19 protein-coding genes are annotated in these 20,841 nt (G+C 53.4%); 15 read left to right on the top strand and 4 right to left on the bottom strand.

Annotated elements, in window-relative coordinates:
* Window positions 1–84: 84 nt before the first annotated feature.
* The 5 genes from HV157_RS21765 (at window position 85) to HV157_RS21785 (ending at window position 4,067) form a co-directional block, all read left to right on the top strand.
* The gene (locus tag HV157_RS21765; protein WP_182268930.1) at window positions 85–528 is read left to right on the top strand and encodes a PTS sugar transporter subunit IIA; all 444 of its coding nucleotides are present in this window, start codon (window positions 85–87) and stop codon (window positions 526–528) included.
* An 80-nt stretch (window positions 529–608) separates the two neighbouring features.
* Window positions 609–881: a PTS sugar transporter subunit IIB gene (locus HV157_RS21770; protein ID WP_014171013.1), complete on the top strand. Its 273-nt coding sequence runs from the start codon at window positions 609–611 to the stop codon at window positions 879–881.
* A 21-nt stretch (window positions 882–902) separates the two neighbouring features.
* The gene (locus HV157_RS21775) at window positions 903–2,294 is read left to right on the top strand and encodes a PTS ascorbate transporter subunit IIC (protein ID WP_020883137.1); all 1,392 of its coding nucleotides are present in this window, start codon (window positions 903–905) and stop codon (window positions 2,292–2,294) included.
* Complete coding sequence (locus HV157_RS21780) at window positions 2,291–3,121, top strand: transketolase (protein ID WP_014171011.1); 831 nt, start codon at window positions 2,291–2,293, stop codon at window positions 3,119–3,121. The genes HV157_RS21775 and HV157_RS21780 overlap by 4 nt, the downstream gene beginning before the upstream one ends.
* Window positions 3,114–4,067: a transketolase family protein gene (locus tag HV157_RS21785; RefSeq protein WP_025203581.1), complete on the top strand. Its 954-nt coding sequence runs from the start codon at window positions 3,114–3,116 to the stop codon at window positions 4,065–4,067. The genes HV157_RS21780 and HV157_RS21785 overlap by 8 nt, the downstream gene beginning before the upstream one ends.
* A gap of 44 nt (window positions 4,068–4,111) precedes the next feature.
* Here the strand turns inward: HV157_RS21785 and pta are convergent, their stop codons facing one another.
* Complete coding sequence (pta, locus tag HV157_RS21790) at window positions 4,112–6,253, bottom strand: phosphate acetyltransferase (RefSeq protein WP_014171009.1); 2,142 nt, start codon at window positions 6,251–6,253, stop codon at window positions 4,112–4,114.
* A gap of 76 nt (window positions 6,254–6,329) precedes the next feature.
* Window positions 6,330–7,532, bottom strand: a complete 1,203-nt coding sequence (ackA, locus tag HV157_RS21795; protein WP_040018038.1) for an acetate kinase — start codon at window positions 7,530–7,532, stop codon at window positions 6,330–6,332.
* A gap of 337 nt (window positions 7,533–7,869) precedes the next feature.
* Here ackA and yfbV point away from each other — a divergent pair, with 337 nt between their 5' ends.
* From yfbV to HV157_RS21815, 4 genes are all read left to right on the top strand, one after another.
* Window positions 7,870–8,325 carry a terminus macrodomain insulation protein YfbV gene (gene yfbV / locus HV157_RS21800; protein ID WP_008502875.1) on the top strand — a complete coding sequence of 152 codons (456 nt, stop codon included), beginning with the start codon at window positions 7,870–7,872 and terminating at the stop codon, window positions 8,323–8,325.
* Between the two features lie 92 nt (window positions 8,326–8,417).
* On the top strand, window positions 8,418–8,912 hold the full coding sequence (locus HV157_RS21805) for a YfbU family protein (protein WP_020883140.1): 495 nt from the start codon (window positions 8,418–8,420) through the stop codon (window positions 8,910–8,912).
* An 11-nt stretch (window positions 8,913–8,923) separates the two neighbouring features.
* On the top strand, window positions 8,924–9,583 hold the full coding sequence (locus HV157_RS21810) for a sugar phosphatase (protein WP_047356572.1): 660 nt from the start codon (window positions 8,924–8,926) through the stop codon (window positions 9,581–9,583).
* A 75-nt stretch (window positions 9,584–9,658) separates the two neighbouring features.
* Complete coding sequence (locus tag HV157_RS21815) at window positions 9,659–11,491, top strand: SLC13 family permease (protein ID WP_014171004.1); 1,833 nt, start codon at window positions 9,659–9,661, stop codon at window positions 11,489–11,491.
* Between the two features lie 40 nt (window positions 11,492–11,531).
* On the opposite strand, the gene yfbR is transcribed toward HV157_RS21815, so the two are convergent.
* Window positions 11,532–12,131 carry a 5'-deoxynucleotidase gene (gene yfbR, locus HV157_RS21820; RefSeq protein WP_014171003.1) on the bottom strand — a complete coding sequence of 200 codons (600 nt, stop codon included), beginning with the start codon at window positions 12,129–12,131 and terminating at the stop codon, window positions 11,532–11,534.
* 93 nt (window positions 12,132–12,224) lie between these two features.
* Complete coding sequence (gene alaA / locus HV157_RS21825; RefSeq protein WP_014171002.1) at window positions 12,225–13,439, bottom strand: alanine transaminase AlaA; 1,215 nt, start codon at window positions 13,437–13,439, stop codon at window positions 12,225–12,227.
* Window positions 13,440–14,380: 941 nt separating this feature from the next.
* Here alaA and lrhA point away from each other — a divergent pair.
* From lrhA to nuoF, 6 genes are all read left to right on the top strand, one after another.
* Window positions 14,381–15,319 carry a transcriptional regulator LrhA gene (lrhA, locus tag HV157_RS21830; RefSeq protein WP_025203584.1) on the top strand — a complete coding sequence of 313 codons (939 nt, stop codon included), beginning with the start codon at window positions 14,381–14,383 and terminating at the stop codon, window positions 15,317–15,319.
* A gap of 630 nt (window positions 15,320–15,949) precedes the next feature.
* On the top strand, window positions 15,950–16,390 hold the full coding sequence (nuoA, locus tag HV157_RS21835; protein ID WP_014171000.1) for an NADH-quinone oxidoreductase subunit NuoA: 441 nt from the start codon (window positions 15,950–15,952) through the stop codon (window positions 16,388–16,390).
* A gap of 15 nt (window positions 16,391–16,405) precedes the next feature.
* Window positions 16,406–17,080, top strand: coding sequence for an NADH-quinone oxidoreductase subunit NuoB (nuoB, locus tag HV157_RS21840; protein WP_003861482.1), 675 nt, complete (start codon window positions 16,406–16,408; stop codon window positions 17,078–17,080).
* 89 nt (window positions 17,081–17,169) lie between these two features.
* Window positions 17,170–18,972: an NADH-quinone oxidoreductase subunit C/D gene (gene nuoC, locus HV157_RS21845; protein WP_014170999.1), complete on the top strand. Its 1,803-nt coding sequence runs from the start codon at window positions 17,170–17,172 to the stop codon at window positions 18,970–18,972.
* Between the two features lie 2 nt (window positions 18,973–18,974).
* Window positions 18,975–19,475, top strand: coding sequence for an NADH-quinone oxidoreductase subunit NuoE (gene nuoE / locus HV157_RS21850; protein WP_182268931.1), 501 nt, complete (start codon window positions 18,975–18,977; stop codon window positions 19,473–19,475).
* The gene (gene nuoF, locus HV157_RS21855) at window positions 19,472–20,809 is read left to right on the top strand and encodes an NADH-quinone oxidoreductase subunit NuoF (RefSeq protein ID WP_014170996.1); all 1,338 of its coding nucleotides are present in this window, start codon (window positions 19,472–19,474) and stop codon (window positions 20,807–20,809) included. Before nuoE ends, nuoF begins: the two co-directional genes overlap by 4 nt.
* The last annotated feature ends 32 nt before the right edge of the window (window positions 20,810–20,841 follow it).

Here is a 20,841-nt window from a genome sequence, read left to right on the forward strand (position 1 = left end):
CTATCTTTGTGATCCCGATCGCAGTCAATAAGGGATGTGTTGAATAAAGTTTGCTCATCTTTTGCATTGTGGCGGGACGGAGAAATGCTGAAAAAGTGGATATATGATACAACCATCACGCTGCAGGAGAGCGTGGAAAGCTGGCCTCAGGCGCTGGAAATATGTGCGAAACCGTTGCTGGATCTGCAGGTGATTGGCCCGGAATACGTGACGGCCATCATTGAGCAGCATCATGCACTAGGACCTTATTATGTGCTGGCACCAGGGCTGGCCATGCCTCATGCGCGGCCGGAAGAGGGGGCTAAAGGATTAGGCCTCTCATTATTAAAACTGAAAAAGGGAGTCTCTTTTGGTGCCGGTGAGTTCGATCCCGTGGATGTTATTATTATGCTCGCGGCGCCGGAGAAACACAGTCACATCGACATGATCTCTGCCCTCGCTGAATTATTTTCCAGCGACGACGATATGGCTGAATTGCATCAGGCGAATACCCTGGAGGACATTAAAACGATTATTGACCGCTTCTGATTTAATTCTCTCATCCGATTTATCACAACATTACGTTTAGCGTGATGGGGCGTGCTCTACTCAAAAAAAAGGGGACAACAATGAAAATTATGGCTATTTGCGGTTCAGGCCTGGGCAGTAGTTTTATGGTCGAAATGAATATTAAAAAGGTGCTCAAGAAGCTGGCCATTGACGCCGACGTTGAACACTCCGATCTCTCCTCGGCAACGCCGGGTGCCGCCGATCTTTTCGTGATGGCGAAGGACATTGCCGCCAGTGCCAGCGTGCCGGAAAGCCAGCTGGTGGTGATCAACAACATCATTGATATCAACGAACTCGAAGCGCAGCTCCGCGCCTGGTTCGACAGACAATAATCCTGATAAGGCGAGGTGGATATGTTTATCCTTGAAACGCTGAATTTCGTTGTTGATATATTAAAAGTCCCGTCGGTTCTGGTGGGCTTAATAGCCTTAATTGGCCTGGTCGCTCAAAAGAAATCTTTTTCTGATGTGGTGAAAGGGACCATTAAAACCATACTCGGTTTTATTGTGCTTGGCGGCGGGGCTACGGTGCTGGTTGGGTCATTAAATCCGTTAGGCGGAATGTTTGAACACGCCTTTAATATTCAGGGCATTATTCCCAATAACGAGGCAATTGTTTCTATTGCGCTAGAGAAATACGGTGCCTCTACCGCGCTGATTATGGCATTCGGTATGGTGGCAAATATCATTGTCGCCCGCTTTACGCGTCTGAAGTATATCTTCCTGACCGGGCATCACACCTTCTACATGGCATGCATGATTGGGGTCATCCTCACCGTGGCGGGCTTTGAGGGCGTTGGTCTGGTCTTTACCGGGTCGCTGATCCTCGGTCTGGTAATGGCCTTCTTCCCGGCGCTGGCGCAGCGTTACATGAAGCGCATTACCGGCAACGATGACATCGCTTTTGGTCACTTCGGTACCCTGGGCTATGTTCTCTCCGGCTGGATTGGCAGCAAGTTCGGCAAAGGCTCTCGCTCGACTGAAGAGATGAACCTGCCGAAGAACCTGAGCTTCCTGCGCGACAGCTCTATCTCCATCTCGCTGACCATGATGATCATCTACCTGATCATGGCGGTGAGCGCCGGGCGTGACTACGTTGAGGCGACCTTTAGCGGCGGTCAGAACTACCTGGTCTATGCCATCATCATGGCCATCACGTTCGCCGCGGGGGTGTTCATCATCCTGCAGGGTGTGCGCCTGATTCTGGCGGAAATCGTCCCGGCCTTTACCGGCTTTTCTGAAAAACTGGTGCCGAATGCACGTCCGGCTCTGGACTGCCCGGTTGTCTATCCGTATGCGCCAAATGCGGTGCTGATTGGCTTCCTGTTCAGCTTCCTTGGCGGGCTGGTGGGTCTGTTTATCTGTGGGCAGTTCAGCTGGGTGCTGATTCTGCCTGGTGTGGTGCCGCACTTCTTCACCGGCGCTACCGCGGGCGTGTTTGGTAACGCCACCGGGGGACGTCGTGGAGCGATGATTGGTGCGTTTGCCAACGGCCTGCTGATCACCTTCCTGCCGGTTCTGCTGCTGCCGGTGCTGGGGGCAATTGGATTTGCCAATACCACGTTCTCGGACGCTGACTTTGGCGCTGTCGGGATCGTGCTGGGTAACCTGGCGCGCTTCCTGTCGCCGCTTGCCATCACCGGCCTTGTTGTGGCGTTGTTCGCACTGCTGGTGGCGTACAACGTGTTCGCTAAAAACAAATCTGCGGGCGATAACGCGCAGGAAAACACCGGAGCCAAATCATGAATGAGAATGAGATAACCCATCTGGCGCGTCAGATCCGCCTTGAAACGCTGAAAATGCTGACCCAGCTGGGCTTTGGTCACTACGGCGGCAGTATGTCGGTTGTTGAAACCCTGGCCGTGTTGTACGGCGCAGTGATGAAAATTGACCCGGCCGACCCGGACTGGCCAGAGCGTGACTACTTTGTCTTGTCAAAAGGACATGCTGGTCCCGCGCTGTACAGCACCCTGGCGATCAAAGGCTACTTCCCGATGGAAGAACTGAGCACGCTGAACCAGAACGGTACGCGTCTGCCGAGCCATCCGGACCGGCTAAAAACGCGCGGGGTGGATGCCACCACCGGCTCGCTGGGGCAGGGGATTTCCATCGCCGGTGGAATGGCGCTGTCGCATAAGCTGGCGGGACGCCCCAACCGGGTTTTCTGTATCGTCGGCGACGGCGAGCTGAACGAAGGGCAGTGCTGGGAAGCGTTCCAGTTTATTGCACACCATCGCCTGAATAACCTGACGGTATTCGTTGACTGGAACAAACAGCAGCTTGATGGCGAACTCGACGACATTATCTGTGCGTTCGATCTGGAAGGAAAATTCCGTGCCTTCGGGTTTGACGTGGTGACGGTGAAAGGAGATGACATTCCGGCACTGCTGGAGGTGACATCGCTGGTTCCTGCGGCGGATGCTCGCCCGCTGGTGGTGATCCTCGACAGTATCAAAGGGCAGGGCGTGCCGTATCTGGAGCAACTGAGTAACTCGCACCATCTGCGATTAACCGCCGAGAGCAAGGCGGCCCTCAACGAGACGATTCGCCAACTGGAGGCTTCACATGATTAAGGTTGCACCTGCAGGTCAGAAAGACGCCGTTGAGATGCGTAAAGTCTACGCGGGGTTTGTGGCACAGCAGATTGAAGCCGGGAGCGACATTATCGCCCTCGAGGCGGATCTGATGAGCTCAATGGCGATGGATGGCGTGGCACGTGATTATCCGCAGCATGTGATTAACTGCGGCATCATGGAAGCGAACGTGATGGGGACGGCGGCGGGGCTGTCGCTGACCGGACGCAAGCCGTTCGTGCATACCTTTACCGCCTTCGCCAGCCGTCGCTGTTTCGACCAGCTGTTTATGTCCCTGGACTACCAGCGTAACAATGTGAAGGTCATTGCTTCAGATGCCGGCGTGACGGCCTGTCATAACGGCGGCACGCATATGTCGTTTGAAGATATGGGCATCGTGCGGGGGCTGGCCCATTCGGTGGTGCTGGAAGTGACGGATGCGGTGATGTTTGAAGATGTACTGCGCCAGCTTATTGACCTCGAAGGTTTCTACTGGGTGCGTACCATCCGTAAGCAGGCCCCGAGCGTGTATGCGCCGGGTTCGACATTTACGCTTGGCAAGGGCAACGTACTGCGCGAAGGCAGTGACATCACCCTGATTGCCAACGGCATTATGGTGGCGGAAGCGCTTGAAGCGGCGCGTCAGCTCGAACAGGAGGGCGTCAGCGCCGCGGTGATCGACATGTTTACCCTTAAGCCGATTGACCGGATGCTGGTGAAAAACTACGCCGAGAAAACCGGACGTATCGTGACCTGCGAAAACCACAGCATTCATAACGGGCTGGGATCGGCAGTGGCGGAAGTGCTGGTGGAAACCTGTCCGGTGCCGATGCGTCGGGTGGGCGTGAAGGAGCGTTACGGCCAGGTGGGGACACAGGACTTCCTGCAGAAGGAGTATGGCCTGACGGCACACGACATTGTGTCGGCGGCGAGGGAGTTGTTGTAAATAAAAAAGGCGACCCTCGGGTCGCCTTTTTAGTCAGTAACGTATTACTGCTGTTGTGAAGACTGGATCGCGGTCAGAGCGATGGTGTAGACGATATCGTCAACCAGCGCGCCACGGGACAGGTCGTTCACAGGTTTGCGCATACCCTGCAGCATTGGCCCGATGGAGATCAGGTCTGCAGAACGCTGTACCGCTTTGTAGGTGGTGTTACCGGTGTTCAGATCCGGGAAGATGAACACGGTAGCGCGACCCGCAACCGGTGAGTTCGGTGCTTTGGATTTCGCAACGTCAGCCATAACCGCAGCATCATACTGCAGTGGACCGTCGATCATCAGGTCAGGACGTTTTTCCTGCGCCAGACGTGTCGCTTCACGGACTTTCTCTACATCGCTACCTGCACCAGAAGTACCGGTGGAGTAGGAGAGCATTGCCACGCGAGGTTCAATACCGAAGGCAATCGCGGAATCGGCAGACTGAATAGCGATCTCAGCCAGCTGCTCTGCAGTTGGATCCGGGTTGATCGCACAGTCACCGTAAACGTAAACCTGTTCAGGCAGCAGCATGAAGAACACGGAAGACACCAGAGAACTGCCTGGCGCCGTTTTGATCAGCTGCAGCGGTGGACGAATGGTGTTCGCCGTGGTGTGAACCGCACCGGAAACCAGACCGTCAACTTCGTCCTGCTCCAGCATCAGCGTGCCCAGCACAACGTTGTCTTCAAGCTGCTCACGCGCAACGGCTTCGGTCATGCCCTTGCTCTTACGCAGCTCAACCAGACGTGCAACGTAGCTTTCGCGAACCACTTCCGGGTCGACGATTTCAATACCTGCACCCAGCTCAACGCCCTGAGAGGCAGCAACGCGGTTAATTTCATCCGGGTTACCCAGCAGCACACAGGTCGCGATGCCGCGCTCTGCACAGATGGCAGCCGCTTTAACGGTACGTGGTTCGTCGCCTTCTGGCAGAACAACACGTTTGCCCGCTTTACGCGCCAGCTCGGTCAACTGGTAACGGAAGGCCGGAGGAGACAGACGACGGCTGCGCTCGGAGGTCGCCGTCAGGGATTCAATCCAGTCTGCGTTGATGTAGCCCGCAACGTATTCCTGCACTTTCTCGATACGCTCATGGTCATCAACCGGCACTTCCAGGTTGAAGCTCTGCAGGCTCAGAGAGGTCTGCCAGGTGTTGGTGTTCACCATAAAGACTGGCAGGCCAGTGGCGAACGCACGCTCGCACAGCTTGCTTACGCGTGGATCCATCTCGTAAGCACCGGTCAGCAGAATGGCGCCGATTTCCACACCGTTCATCGCGGCCAGGCACGCAGCAACCAGCACGTCAGGACGGTCAGCGGAGGTCACGAGCAGGGAGCCTGCGCGGAAGTGTTCCAGCATGTGCGGAATGCTACGCGCACAGAAGGTCACAGACTTCACGCGGCGGGTGTTGATGTCGCCTTCGTTAATCACGGTAGCGTTCAGGTGACGCGCCATGTCGATTGCACGGGTAGCAATCAGGTCGAAGCTCCATGGCACCACGCCCAGTACTGGCAGCGGGCTGGAATCCTGCAGAGTTGCCGGATCAACTTTAACCACTTTCGCTTTAGAAGAGTCATCGAAGATTTCGGACAGGTCAGGACGGGTACGACCTTGTTCATCAACCGGTGCGTTCAGTTTGTTAACGATAACGCCAGTGATGTTGGTATTTTTCGCGCCGCCGAAGCTGCTGCGGGTCAGTTCGATACGCTCTTTCAGCTGTTCCTGGTTATCGGTACCCTGGGACATGACGAACACGATTTCCGCATTCAGCGTTTTCGCGATTTCGAAGTTCAGAGACTGAGCGAACTGGTGTTTGCGGGTCGGGACCAGGCCTTCAACCAGCACCACTTCCGCGTCTTGCGTGTTAGCGTGGTAGTTGGCGATGATCTCTTCCATCAGCACGTCTTTCTGGTTGCTGGACAGCAGAGATTCAACGTGGCTCATCTTCAGCGGTTCAGCCGCTGGCAGATTGGAGTTCTTACGCACGATGGTGGTGGTCTGGTCTGGCGCATCGCCACCGGCACGAGGCTGGGCGATAGGCTTAAAGACGCTCAGACGAACGCCTTTGCGTTCCATAGCACGGATAACGCCAAGGCTGACGCTGGTCAGACCGACGCTGGTTCCGGTAGGGATCAGCATAATAGTACGGGACACGGTTTATCCTCTTTCGTTACCGCCGACAGGGGGCGGGCTACAAAACAGCACCGCCAGCATTGCTGGCGGTGTGGAATCAGGCAGTCAGGCGGTGCGCGTCTTGCGCGATGACCAGCTCTTCGTTAGTTGGGATAACGATAGCCGGACGGGTGCCTTCTTTGTTGATGAAGCCAGACTTGCCGAAGCGGGCAGCCAGGTTACGCTCGTGGTCAACTTCGAAGCCCAGAACGCCCAGTTTACCCAGGGACAGTTCACGAACCATTGCCGCGTTCTCACCGATACCACCGGTGAAGATAACCGCGTCCAGACGACCGTCCATCAGCGCAGTGTAAGAGCCGATGTACTTCGCCAGACGGTGGCAGTAAACGTCCATTGCACGTTTAGCGTCTGCTTTTTCTGCGTAGTTGTCTTCAACATAACGGCAGTCGCTGGTGACTTCGGTCAGACCCAGCAGGCCAGACTCTTTGGTCAGCATTTTGTTGATCTGATCAACGCTCATGCCCAGGGTGTCGTGCAGGTGGAAGATGATAGCCGGGTCGATGTCACCGGAGCGGGTACCCATCACCAGACCTTCCAGCGGGGTCAGACCCATGGATGTATCAACACATTTACCGTTGCGGATAGCAGAAACAGAACCACCGTTGCCCAGGTGGCAGGTGATGATGTTAACTTCTTCAACCGGCTTGTTCAGCACTTTAGCGGCTTCCTGAGTCACATAGAAGTGGCTGGTGCCGTGCGCGCCGTAGCGACGAACGCCGTGCTCTTTGTAGAGGCTGTACGGCAGGGCATAGAGGTAAGATTCTTCCGGCATGGTCTGGTGGAACGCAGTGTCGAACACAGCCACGTTTTTGTCTTTCAGCTGCGGGAAGGATTTCAGCGCTTCAGCGATACCGATCAGGTGAGCTGGGTTGTGCAGCGGTGCGAAAGAGGCAGAGTCTTTAATGCCCTGGATAACCGTTTCGTCGATAACGACGGAACTGGTGTATTTTTCGCCGCCGTGGACGATACGGTGACCAATCGCAGTCAGCTGAGCAGACAGTTCTGGTTTTTGTGCCAGAATAGTGTTAACGATAAAGTTCAGCGCTTCACTGTGAGCGGCGCCTGCACCTAAAGCCGCTTCCTGTTTGCTGCCGTCCATCTTCCACTTGATACGTGCTTCAGGCAGATGGAAACATTCGGCCAAACCAGAGAGGTATTCGTCACCGTTGAGCGCATCGATGATGGCGAATTTCAGTGAGGAGCTACCGCAGTTCAGAACCAGTACTAACTTACTCGACATGGAAGTACCTATTATTGATACGTGGCTAAAAAAACGTCAGGGAGTCTAAAAGCGTAACGCATAATGACTCAGACATTTATGATTAACATCATGCCAAACGAACATTGTGGCATGATGGAAGAAATACATATGATTTTATGCCATTTTGAACATTTTTCAGCCAATGGCATAATATGCGATAATTTGACGAGTTAATGGTTCTCGTCTAAGGGCCAATCAGGCTGGCACAGAATACCCGATACGGGGTGCTGATGACAAAATATTTTGAACGTTGTCATAGCCTGTTGTGGTTTTGCACGAAAATTTTAATTTTTATATGTGAAGTTGAGGTACAGCCATGTCGACACCAGAGAACCCGTCCGTGAATTTTTTCAGTCTGTTTCGTCGGGGACAGCATTACGCAAAGACGTGGCCAATGGAAAAGCGCCTTGCGCCCATGTTTATTGAGAACCGCACGATCCGCGCCACGCGCTATGCGATTCGCTTTATGCCACCTGTCGCCATCTTTACGCTCTGCTGGCAAATCGCGCTGGGCGGGCAGCTTGGCCCGGCCGTTGCGACGGCACTTTTCGCGTTAAGTCTGCCGATGCAGGGTCTGTGGTGGTTAGGTAAACGTTCTATCACGCCACTCCCGCCTTCTATTTTACACTGGTTTTATGAAGTTCGCGGGAAACTGGAGGAAGCCGGGCAGGCGCTTGCCCCGGTCGAAGGCAAGCCCGATTACCAGGCGCTGGCCGACACGCTCAAGCGCGCTTTTAAGCAACTCGACAAAACATTCCTCGATGACTTGTGATTGATCATCGAAACGACGAATAAAAGAAGGCACAGTAACTCACCGTTACCGTGTCTTTTTTTTACAGTGCAATGCGCTACAGGAGTCGAAAGATGGAAATGACCCATGCTCAACGTCTGATTTTGTCCAACCAGTACAAAATGATGACTATGCTTGATCCCGATAACGCTGAGCGCTACAGCCGCCTGCAGACAATCGTCGAACGTGGCTTTGGTTTGCAGATGCGTGAACTGGACCGCGAGTTTGGTGAGATGAAAGAAGAAACCTGCCGCACCGTGATCGACATTATGGAGATGTATCACGCCCTGCATGTTTCCTGGACCAATCTCAAAGATCAGCAGTCCATTGATGAACGTCGCGTCACCTTCCTGGGCTTTGATGCCGCAACGGAAGCGCGTTATCTGAGCTATGTGCGTTTTATGGTCAACACGGAAGGGCGCTATACCCATTTTGACGCGGGCACGCACGGCTTCAATGCGCAGACCCCAATGTGGGAAAAATATCAGCGCATGCTGAGCGTCTGGCACGCCTGCCCGCGCCAGTACCATTTAAGTAACAATGAGATTCAACAAATTATTAATGCCTGACGGAGGTGCTTGTGCAGTGTAGAGGTTTTCTGTTTGATTTGGACGGTACGCTGGTGGATTCGCTGCCGGTTGTGGAGCGTTCATGGTGCCATTGGGCGGACAGACATGGCATTGACCATCAGGAAGTACTGAATTTTATCCATGGCAAACAGGCCATAACCTCATTGCGGCACTTCTTAGCAGGACGTTCTGAGGAAGAGATTCAGGCGGAGTTCAGCTATCTTGAGCACATTGAAGCCACCGACACGGATGGCATCACAGCGCTGCCGGGGGCGCGTGAACTGCTTGAACATCTGAACGAAGCCCAAATCCCGTGGGCGATCGTCACCTCCGGCTCGGTGCCCGTTGCCCATGCCCGCCACAAGGCCGCAGGGTTACCGACGCCCGAAGTGTTTATCACGGCAGAGCGCGTGAAGCGCGGCAAGCCTGAACCGGATGCCTTTTTGCTCGGTGCCGAACTGCTTGGCCTGGCACCAGCCGATTGTGTGGTGGTGGAGGATGCGGCAGCAGGCGTCCTGGCGGGGTTGAACGCCGGAAGCCACGTCATCGCCGTTAATGTTCCGGCGGGTTCACCCCGCCTGAACGAGGCGGATCTGGTGCTTAACACGCTGACGGCGATTAACGTTGCGAAGGCACCGGACGGAGTTGTAACCGTCTCGCTTAAAATGTAATCCCATGATATAGCCCCACATTGTTGGGGCTTTTTTATGGCAAAATTTTGTCTCCTCCACTGACAAGGATATGTTGTGAACGGTGAACTGATTTGGGTCCTGAGCCTGCTTTTAATCGCCATCCTTCTCTTTGCCTCAGGCAAGGTGCGCATGGATGCCATCGCCTTGTTTGTCATCGTTGCCTTTGTGCTGAGCGGTACGCTCACGCTGCCGGAGGCTTTCTCCGGATTTAGTGATCCCAACGTTATCCTGATTGCCGCCCTGTTTATTATTGGCGACGGGCTGGTGCGCACCGGCGTGGCGACCATTATGGGGTCGTGGCTGGTCAAGGTGGCCGGCAACAGCGAAACCAAAATGTTGATCTACCTGATGCTGACGGTTGCCGGGCTGGGGGCGTTTATGAGCTCCACGGGCGTCGTCGCCATCTTTATCCCGGTGGTGCTGAGCGTCTCCATGCGGATGCAAACCTCGCCGTCGCGCCTGATGATGCCTCTGAGCTTTGCCGGTCTTATCAGCGGGATGATGACGCTGGTAGCGACCCCACCGAACCTGGTCGTCAACAGTGAGCTAATCCGCGAAGGGTTTGAAGGCTTTAGCTTTTTCAGTGTGACCCCACTTGGACTGGTGATTCTGGTGCTGGGTGTAGTCTACATGCTGTTAACCCGTTTTGCGCTGAAGGGGGAAAAACAGGATAAAAGCAAAGACGGCTGGAAACGACGGACCTTCCGCGATCTGATCAAAGAGTATCGTCTGACCGGGCGAGCGCGCCGTCTGGCTATCCGCCCCGGCTCGCCCCTCATTGGCCAGCGTCTTGACGACCTGAAGCTGCGCGAGCGCTATGGCGCGAACGTGATCGGCGTAGAGCGCTGGCGTCGTTTTCGGCGGGTGATTGTTAACGTCAACGGGGTGTCGGAATTCCGTGCACGCGACGTTTTGCTGATTGATATGTCCACCGCCGATGTCGATTTGCGCGAGTTTTGCAGTGAACAGTTGCTGGAACCCATGGTGCTACGTGGGGAGTATTTCTCAGACCAGGCGCTGGATGTCGGCATGGCCGAAGTGTCGCTGATCCCGGAATCAGAATTACTGGGTAAAACCGTGCGCGAAATCGGCTTCAGGACCCGCTATGGGCTAAACGTGGTGGGCTTAAAGCGTGATGGCGTGGCGATGGAAGGGGCGGTAGTGGATGAGCCTATCCTGCTCGGTGATATCTTCCTGGTCGTCGGCAACTGGAAACTGATCGGTCAGCTCGGGCAGAAAGGCCGCGACTTTGTGGTACTTAATATGCCGGTTGAAGAGAGCGATGCTTCTCCGGCGCACAGCCAGGCACCGCATGCGATTTTTTGCCTGGTGTTGATGGTCGCACTGATGCTGACTGACGAAATTCCAAACCCCATTGCGGCCATTATCGCCTGTCTTCTGATGGGGAAATTCCGCTGTATTGATGCCGAAAGCGCCTACAAAGCCATTCACTGGCCGAGCATCATTCTGATTGTCGGGATGATGCCCTTTGCCCTGGCGTTACAAAAAACCGGTGGGGTGGATTTGATCGTCAAGGGACTCATGGACGCAGGCGGTGGATACGGGCCTTACATGATGCTGGTCTGCCTGTTTATCATGTGCGCCACGATAGGCCTGTTTATCTCCAATACGGCCACGGCAGTCCTGATGGCACCCATTGCACTGGCGATGGCGAAATCAATGGGGGTTTCGCCGTACCCGTTTGCCATGATCGTCGCTATGGCGGCATCTGCAGCGTTTATGACTCCGGTCTCGTCACCGGTCAATACGCTGGTGCTTGGCCCGGGAAATTACAAATTCAGTGATTTTGTGAAGATAGGCGTGCCCTTCACCGTGCTGGTGATGGTGGTGTGCGTGATACTGATTCCCGTGCTGTTCCCGTTTTAAACCCTGATGCCGGGTGGCGATGTCGCGACCCGGCATACCGTCAGAGAGGGGAGTCCTGACTGATCTCGTCCAGCGACAAATGGAAGCTCGGCACAAACACCTGCATGAAATAATCCATCTCTTCGCTGCGGCGTGATTCCAGCGTTTTTTCCAGACGCGTTTTCGCCAGCAGAAATTCGTTATTCCCCGCGGACAGCTCTTCCAGACATTTCAGGTAAGCGCATAGCGCATCCGCCTGCTTAACCAGCAATTTTTCCTCTTCCGTGTACTGATGCTCATCAATCAGCGGCTCAAAAATATCGCGCAGCTCGTCCGGCACCATGTCGATCAGTTTCTGCTGAGCAATCTTCTCAATGGCCTTATATTCCTGGGCTATCTGCGAGTTGAAATATTTCACGGGTGTCGGTAAATCCCCGGTCAGCACTTCCGAGGCATCGTGATACATCGCCAGCAGGGCAATACGTTCAGCGTTAACCTGCCCGTTGAATTTCCGGTTTTTAATGGCAGCCAGAGCGTGAGCGACCATCGCAACCTGCAGACTGTGCTCCGACACATTCTCGGTGCGGACATTGCGCATCAGCGGCCAGCGGTTGATCAGTTTAAGGCGGGAGAGGTGGGCAAAGAAATGACTCTGACTCATAGGTTACCTTTTGTCTTCACTGCGACAGACTTCATTGTGCGGGGAGGGGAGGCAAGATGCAAATCAGGCTACCGAAGTAGCCTGATTTTAAGATTACTGGTGGTAACCTGAGAGGAAACGTCCAAAGCGGCTGATGGCCATCTCGAGGTCATCTTCACGCGGCAGGGTAACGATACGCACGTGATCCGGCCACGGCCAGTTAAAGGCGGTACCCTGCACCAGCAGCACTTTTTCCTGCAGCAGGAAATCGAGCACCATCTTCTGGTCGTCATGAATATTAAAGCGTTTCGCGTCGATTTTCGGGAACATGTAGAGCGCGCCGTTCGGCTTCACGCAGGAGACGCCTGGAATATCGTTGATAAGCTCCCACGCGCGGTTACGCTGCTCATATAAACGCCCGCCCGGCACGATAAACTCGCTGATGCTCTGATAGCCGCCGAGTGCGGTCTGGATAGCATGCTGCGCCGGCACGTTGGCACATAAACGCATAGAGGCGAGCATTTCCAGCCCTTCAATATAGCCTTTCGCATGTTTTTTCGGGCCGTTTAAGACCATCCAGCCCTGACGGAAACCGGCCACACGGTAGGTTTTAGACAGGCCGTTAAAAGTCACGGTCAGCAGGTCCGGAGCCAGTGCGGCGATAGAGTGGTGCTGCGCCGCGTCATACAGGATCTTGTCGTAAATTTCGTCGGCAAAGATGATCAGGTTGTGCTGGCGGGCGATCTCCACGATCTCCATCAGCAGCTCTTTTGAGTAGACCGCGCCCGTTGGGTTGTTCGGGTTAATAATGACGATGCCGCGCGTGCGTGGGGTAATTTTCGCACGAATATCATCGAGATCCGGGAACCAGTCAGAGGACTCATCGCAAAGATAGTGCACGGCTTTACCGCTGGACAGGGATACGGCCGCCGTCCACAGCGGATAATCCGGCGCGGGAACCAGCATTTCGTCGCCGCTGTTCAGCAGCGCCTGCATGGCCTGCACGATCAGCTCAGAGACGCCGTTGCCGATATAGATATCTTCAACGGTAACATCACGCATATCGCGCGCCTGGTAGTGCTGCATGATGGCTTTTCGTGCGGAGTAAAGTCCTTTTGAATCGCAATAGCCTTGCGCAGTGGGCAGGTTGCGGATCACATCAACCAGAATCTCATCCGGCGCTTCAAAACCAAATGGCGCAGGGTTACCAATGTTGAGTTTCAGAACCTTATTGCCTTCTTCTTCAAGGCGTTTAGCCTCTTTCAGAACCGGGCCACGGATGTCGTAACAGACGTTATCTAGCTTGCTGGATTTTTCGATAGGGGACATGAACCTTTAACCTTTTCGCGATTGTTGCCACTCCCTGCCGTGGAAGTCAGCACGGAATAATGTACTCCCCCCTCGCTTCGTTTTGAAGGGCGGGCAGGAGAAGATTTTGTGGAGTGAATGAAAATAGAGTGAATCTTTTTCGCTATCAGCGAACAATTTAACTGACGTAAAGTAAGGTTAATGGTGTGAAAGTAGGTTTATTGTGCTGTTAAATAATATAAGTGTTGTATATTGTGCTGATAAAAATAAATAATATCCGCAACCTGCGTGGCAGTTACGCTGAGTGACCTTTCGTAAAACCTGAATGCTTCGTTACGTGGCGTTGTAATAGTGTGCATTGGCTAAAAGTTACTCATGTGAAATTAATGTTAAGTGTTATTAATGAATGGCCTTAATCTAAATTAAAATTTATTTATTATTAACCGACAAAATGCAACTTTAGTTAATTTTAATAAAATTAGTTGAGAAGCTTAACAACCCTCATAAATCCGCAATATTGCAATAAGACTTATAAATAAAGTGGATTTGGGTTAAGATGTCTTTCAGGAAAGCTGGGCACAGATACATATGTTTTGTATTTGTGGAACAGGTTTTCTGAATTAATTGATTGTTATTGTTAGAGTTATCTCTGGCCGGAATGGGTTAAACATCTCCTGCTACGTTGACAGCACTGCGAGAAAGATGGCAGAAAGGGTGTATCACCCTTAATGGAATTTACATAAACCTGCAAACATCTAAATATCCTGAACGTTTAAGAGAATAAAAATAACGTCATGAAACGTGCTTTCTGACTGTTGATATTAAAACAGCACAATAACTATCTGTCAGGCAGTCTGCCGGGCCGGGATGCGAGGGAAAACCTTCAGAGGGAATTGCTTAACTGTTACACACACAGCTTCAACCCGGGCAGCTCCGCACGAGCAACCTGAAAGTGAAAAGATATGATAAATGCAAATCGTCCGATAATGAATCTCGACCTCGATCTGCTGAGAACGTTTGTTGCGGTCGCCGATCTCAACACTTTTGCAGCTGCTGCTGCCGCCGTTTGCCGAACCCAGTCCGCCGTTAGCCAGCAAATGCAACGGCTGGAACAACTGGTTGGTAAAGAGCTCTTTGCCCGTCACGGGCGTAATAAGCTCTTAACGGAACACGGTATTCAGCTTCTGGGTTATGCCAGGAAAATACTTCGCTTTAATGACGAAGCATGTATGTCATTAATGTATAGCAACCTGCAAGGGGTGCTAACGTTAGGTGCGTCTGATGAGTCAGCAGACACAATATTGCCATTTCTTCTCAATCGAATTAGTTCGGTTTATCCGAAGCTTGCGCTGGACGTTAGCGTAAAACGAAATGCTTTTATGATTGAGATGTTAAATGAGAATAAGGTCGATCTGGTGGTGACCACGCACCGTCCAGGGCAATTTAATTGCCTGACGTTGCGCACGTCTCCGACCCATTGGTATTGCGCTGCTGAATATGTGCTGCAAAAAGGTGAGCCAATTCCATTGGTATTACTGGATGATCCGAGTCCGTTCCGCGATATGGTGCTGGCGGCGCTCAATGAGGCCAATATTCCATGGCGTCTGGCTTATGTGGCTTCCACATTGCCAGCGGTACGTGCTGCCGTGAAAGCGGGGCTTGGGGTAACGGCCCGTCCGGTAGAAATGATGAGCCCGGATCTGCGCGTACTGGGTAAATCAGATGGTCTTCCTGCTTTGCCTGATACGGAGTATCTGCTCTGCCACAATACGTCCAGCAATAACGAACTGGCGAAAGTCGTGTTCGAGGCGATGGAAAACTACCATAATCCATGGCAGTTCGAACATGTTACCTCCGAAGGGGGGGATGATTCCCTGATCGTTGAAGGGGACTTTGAGTGATCGACAGCTCAAAATTCTGGTAACAATTTGTAAATGTAAAAAAAAGCCACTCACGCGATTTTCGCCTGCAGTGGCTTTTTTTTGGTAGTAATACCCGCGATCACCGCGTGGATTTTTAGGATAGTGTCTATTTATCAGTGAGATAAATGCTTTTGTTCAAATGTTGTGCGTTTCCCGTTCAGTCTCCCTCCAGTTCGCCCCGATGTTAATAAAACAGGAAATATGTTGCTGGTTTTTTGGGTGAATTAACAAAAGCGTGTCTCAGATCAAGAAAATACTCCTCTTTGGGGGGAGGAATCGTTGGCAAATCCTGTCAAAATAGGAGGGTTATTTTTTTTACTTCCAAAACGGACACGATTCAACAACATGCATTTGACGTAAACTCAGGTACCCACCAGGGTTAAAGGGCACCAAATGTTAATGAGAATCGCTCGATGTAATTTAATGTGAAGAAACCTTTGTTAAAGTTGACAAAAGGTTATAGAAAGGAGTAAAAAACCCCATCATTTTGCTGTCTACGTCTCATTTCTGACAGTTAGTGTAAGGTTTTTCGTTCCTCCCCATGAATCGATGTGATGCCCATCTGCCAGCAAGAGCAGTGTCGTAGGTATCACTTTTGATGAGTAAGCAATGAGTATGTCAACATCCACAGAAGTCATCGCTCATCACTGGGCATTCGCAATCTTTCTTATTGTAGCCATTGGCCTGTGCTGCCTGATGTTAGTCGGCGGCTGGTTCCTGGGCGGTCGCGCCCGTGCAAGGCACAAGAACACACCTTTCGAATCAGGTATTGATTCAGTAGGTTCCGCTCGCTTACGCCTGTCTGCCAAGTTCTATCTGGTAGCCATGTTCTTCGTCATCTTTGACGTGGAAGCGCTTTACCTTTTCGCATGGTCAACTTCCATCCGCGAAAGTGGTTGGGTGGGCTTTGTCGAGGCCGCAATTTTCATTTTAGTGTTACTGGCCGGTCTGGTTTATCTGGTGCGTATTGGCGCGCTTGACTGGACGCCTGCGCGTTCACGTCGTGAACACATCAACCCGGAAAACAGTATCTCTAATCGTCAGCAGTAACAGCGAGGCAATAAGATGGATTATACGCTCACCCGCATAGATCCTAACGGTGAGAATGACCGTTACCCCCTGCAAAAACAGGAGATCGTAACCGACCCCCTGGAGCAAGAAGTCAATAAAAGCGTGTACATGGGCAAACTCGAGCATGCCATGCACGATATGGTCAACTGGGGTCGTAAGAACTCCATCTGGCCTTACAACTTTGGCCTTTCTTGCTGCTACGTTGAAATGGTGACGTCATTCACTGCGGTGCATGACGTTGCGCGTTTTGGGGCAGAGGTACTGCGTGCTTCCCCACGTCAGGCTGACCTGATGGTGGTGGCAGGTACATGCTTTACCAAGATGGCACCTGTTATTCAGCGTCTGTATGACCAGATGCTGGAGCCAAAATGGGTTATTTCCATGGGCGCATGTGCAAACTCTGGCGGTATGTACGACATTTATTCCGTCGTACAGGGCGTAGATAAGTTTATTCCAGTGGATGTTTACATCCCGGGTTGTCCGCCGCGTCCGGAAGCTTACATGCAGGCGCTGATGCTGCTGCAGGAGTCTATCGGTAAAGAACGTCGTCCGCTCTCCTGGGTGGTTGGCGATCAGGGTGTTTACCGCGCCAACATGCAGTCTGAGCGCGAGCGTAAACGCGGCGAACGTATTGCAGTAACCAATCTGCGTACGCCTGACGAAATTTAATTTGCGCCTGTGGGCATGGAGTAAACCTTCGCATATCACTACTCAAATAGCGCGAAGCCACGCCCTACAGTCACCACGGACCATTTGCAATGGTGAACAATATGACCGACTTAACCGCGCAAGAAGCCGCCTGGCAAACACGGGATCATCTGGATGACCCTGTCATTGGCGAACTGCGCAACCGTTTTGGGCCGGATGCCTTTACTGTTCAGGCGACCCGCACCGGGGTACCCGTTGTTTGGGTGAAGCGTGAGCAATTACTGGAAGTGGTCGATTTCCTCAAGAAATTGCCAAAACCTTACGTCATGCTGTTTGACTTACACGGCATGGATGAACGTCTGCGTACGCACCGCCAGGGTCTCCCTGCTGCGGATTTTTCCGTTTTCTACCACCTGATCTCAATAGACCGTAATACGGATATCATGCTCAAGGTGGCATTGTCTGAAAACGACATGCATCTGCCGACGATCACTAAACTTTTCCCGAACGCTAACTGGTATGAGCGTGAAACCTGGGAAATGTTCGGGATGACCTTCGACGGCCACCCGCATCTGACGCGCATCATGATGCCGCAGACGTGGACCGGCCACCCGCTGCGTAAAGACTACCCGGCACGTGCGACTGAATTCGACCCGTTTGAGCTGACGAAAGCCAAGCAGGATCTGGAGATGGAAGCGCTGACCTTCAAGCCGGAAGACTGGGGCATGAAACGCGGGACGGAAAACGAGGACTTCATGTTCCTCAACCTCGGTCCAAACCACCCCTCTGCGCACGGTGCTTTCCGTATTATTCTTCAGCTTGATGGCGAAGAGATTGTCGACTGCGTACCGGACATCGGTTACCACCACCGTGGTGCTGAGAAGATGGGCGAGCGTCAGTCCTGGCACAGCTACATTCCGTATACCGACCGTATCGAGTACCTCGGCGGTTGCGTAAACGAAATGCCATACGTGCTGGCCGTTGAGAAACTGGCAGGGATCACCGTACCGGATCGCGTTAACGTCATCCGCGTGATGCTCTCCGAACTGTTCCGTATCAACAGCCACCTGCTGTATATCTCCACGTTCATTCAGGACGTTGGCGCGATGACACCGGTCTTCTTTGCCTTTACCGATCGTCAGAAAATCTACGATCTGGTAGAAGCCATCACCGGTTTCCGTATGCACCCGGCCTGGTTCCGTATCGGCGGTGTGGCACACGATCTGCCGCGCGGCTGGGAGCGTCTGCTGCGTGAATTCCTCGACTGGATGCCAAAACGTCTGGCTTCTTACGAGAAAGCCGCACTGCGTAATACCATCCTGAAAGGCCGTTCCCAGGGCGTTGCAGCCTACGGTGCGAAAGAAGCGCTGGAGTGGGGTACGACAGGTGCGGGTCTGCGCGCAACCGGTATTGATTTCGACGTGCGTAAAGCCCGTCCTTACTCTGGCTATGAGAACTTCGACTTCGAAGTCCCGGTTGGCGGCGGTGTTTCCGACTGCTACACCCGCGTGATGCTGAAAGTTGAAGAGTTGCGCCAGAGTCTGCGCATCCTTGAGCAGTGCCTCAACAACATGCCGGAAGGCCCGTTCAAGGCGGATCACCCGCTGACGACGCCGCCGCCGAAAGAGCGCACGCTGCAACATATCGAAACCCTGATCACCCACTTCCTGCAGGTTTCCTGGGGTCCGGTCATGCCGGCGCAAGAATCCTTCCAGATGATTGAAGCGACCAAGGGTATTAACAGTTACTACCTGACCAGTGACGGCAGCACCATGAGCTACCGTACCCGCGTGCGTACACCAAGCTTTGCGCACCTGCAGCAGATCCCGTCCGCCATCCGCGGCAGTCTGGTCTCCGACCTGATTGTGTATCTGGGTAGTATCGATTTTGTTATGTCAGATGTGGACCGCTAATTATGCACGAGAATCAACAACCACAAACCGAGGCTTTTGAGCTGAGTGAAGCAGAACGTGCCGCTATTGAGCACGAGATGCACCACTACGAAGACCCGCGTGCGGCGTCCATTGAAGCGCTGAAAATCGTACAGAAACAGCGTGGTTGGGTGCCGGATGGGGCGATCTGTGAGATCGCAAAAGTGCTGGGCATTCCGGCAAGTGACGTAGAAGGCGTAGCCACGTTCTACAGCCAGATCTTCCGTCAGCCGGTGGGTCGCCATGTGATCCGCTACTGTGACAGCGTGGTTTGTCACATTACCGGTTATCAGGGCATTCAGGCAGCGATTGAGAAAAAGCTCAATATCAAGCCAGGCCAGACCACGTTCGATGGCCGCTTTACGCTGCTGCCAACCTGCTGCCTGGGGAACTGCGACAAGGGGCCGACCATGATGATTGATGAGGATACTCACAGTTATCTGACGCCGGAAGCCATTCCTGACCTGCTGGAGCAGTACAAATGAAAACTGTAATTCGTACTGCTGAAACTCATCCACTGACCTGGCGTCTGCGTGATGACAAACAGCCGGTATGGCTCGACGAATACCAGAGCAAAAACGGCTATGCCGGTGCGCGTAAAGCCCTGGGCGGCATGGCGCCGGACGACATCGTCAGTGCGGTTAAAGACGCTGGCCTGAAAGGGCGCGGCGGCGCAGGCTTTTCCACCGGTCTGAAGTGGAGCCTGATGCCAAAAGACGAATCCATGAACATCCGTTACCTGCTGTGTAACGCTGATGAAATGGAGCCGGGCACCTATAAAGACCGCCTGCTGATGGAACAGCTGCCGCACCTGCTGGTGGAAGGCATGCTGATCTCCGCGTTCGCGCTGAAAGCGTACCGGGGTTACATCTTCCTGCGCGGTGAATACATCGAAGCGGCTGAAAACCTGCGTCGCGCGATTGCCGAAGCCACTGAAGCGGGCCTGCTGGGTAAAAACATCCTTGGCACCGGTTTTGACTTCGAGCTGTTCGTGCACACCGGGGCAGGGCGTTATATCTGTGGTGAAGAGACCGCACTGATTAACTCCCTGGAAGGCCGCCGTGCGAACCCACGTTCCAAGCCACCGTTCCCGGCAAGCTCTGGCGTCTGGGGTAAACCGACCTGTGTAAACAACGTCGAAACCCTGTGTAACGTCCCGGCAATCCTCGCCAATGGCGTGGAGTGGTATCAGGGCATCTCGAACAGTAAAGATGCCGGTACCAAGCTGATGGGCTTCTCCGGTCGCGTGAAGAACCCTGGCGTCTGGGAACTGCCGTTTGGCACCACCGCACGTGAAATTCTTGAAGACTACGCTGGCGGCATGCGTGATGGCCTGAAATTCAAAGCCTGGCAGCCAGGCGGTGCAGGGACCGACTTCCTGACCGAGGCCCATCTTGATCTGCCGATGGAATTCGAAAGCATTGGTAAAGCAGGCAGCCGTCTGGGTACGGCGCTGGCAATGGCCGTCGACCATGAGATCGGCATGGTATCGCTGGTGCGTAACCTCGAAGAGTTCTTTGCCCGCGAGTCCTGCGGCTGGTGTACACCGTGCCGTGATGGTCTGCCGTGGAGCGTGAAGATCCTGCGTGCTATCGAACGTGGCGAAGGCCAGCCTGGCGATATCGAGACACTTGAGCAACTGTGTCGATTCCTGGGCCCCGGGAAAACCTTCTGTGCCCACGCACCAGGCGCCGTTGAGCCACTGCAGAGCGCGATTAAATATTTCCGCGACGAATTCGAAGCAGGCATCAAGCAGCCGTTCAGCAATACCCATGCCATCAATGGGATTCAGCCGAACCTGCTGAAAGCGCGCTGGTAAAACAGAATTTTGATTAACGCTCAGTTACGACT

Origin of the sequence: Enterobacter sp. RHBSTW-00318, from assembly GCF_014101375.1 — a bacterium.
GTDB lineage: Bacteria > Pseudomonadota > Gammaproteobacteria > Enterobacterales > Enterobacteriaceae > Enterobacter > Enterobacter ludwigii.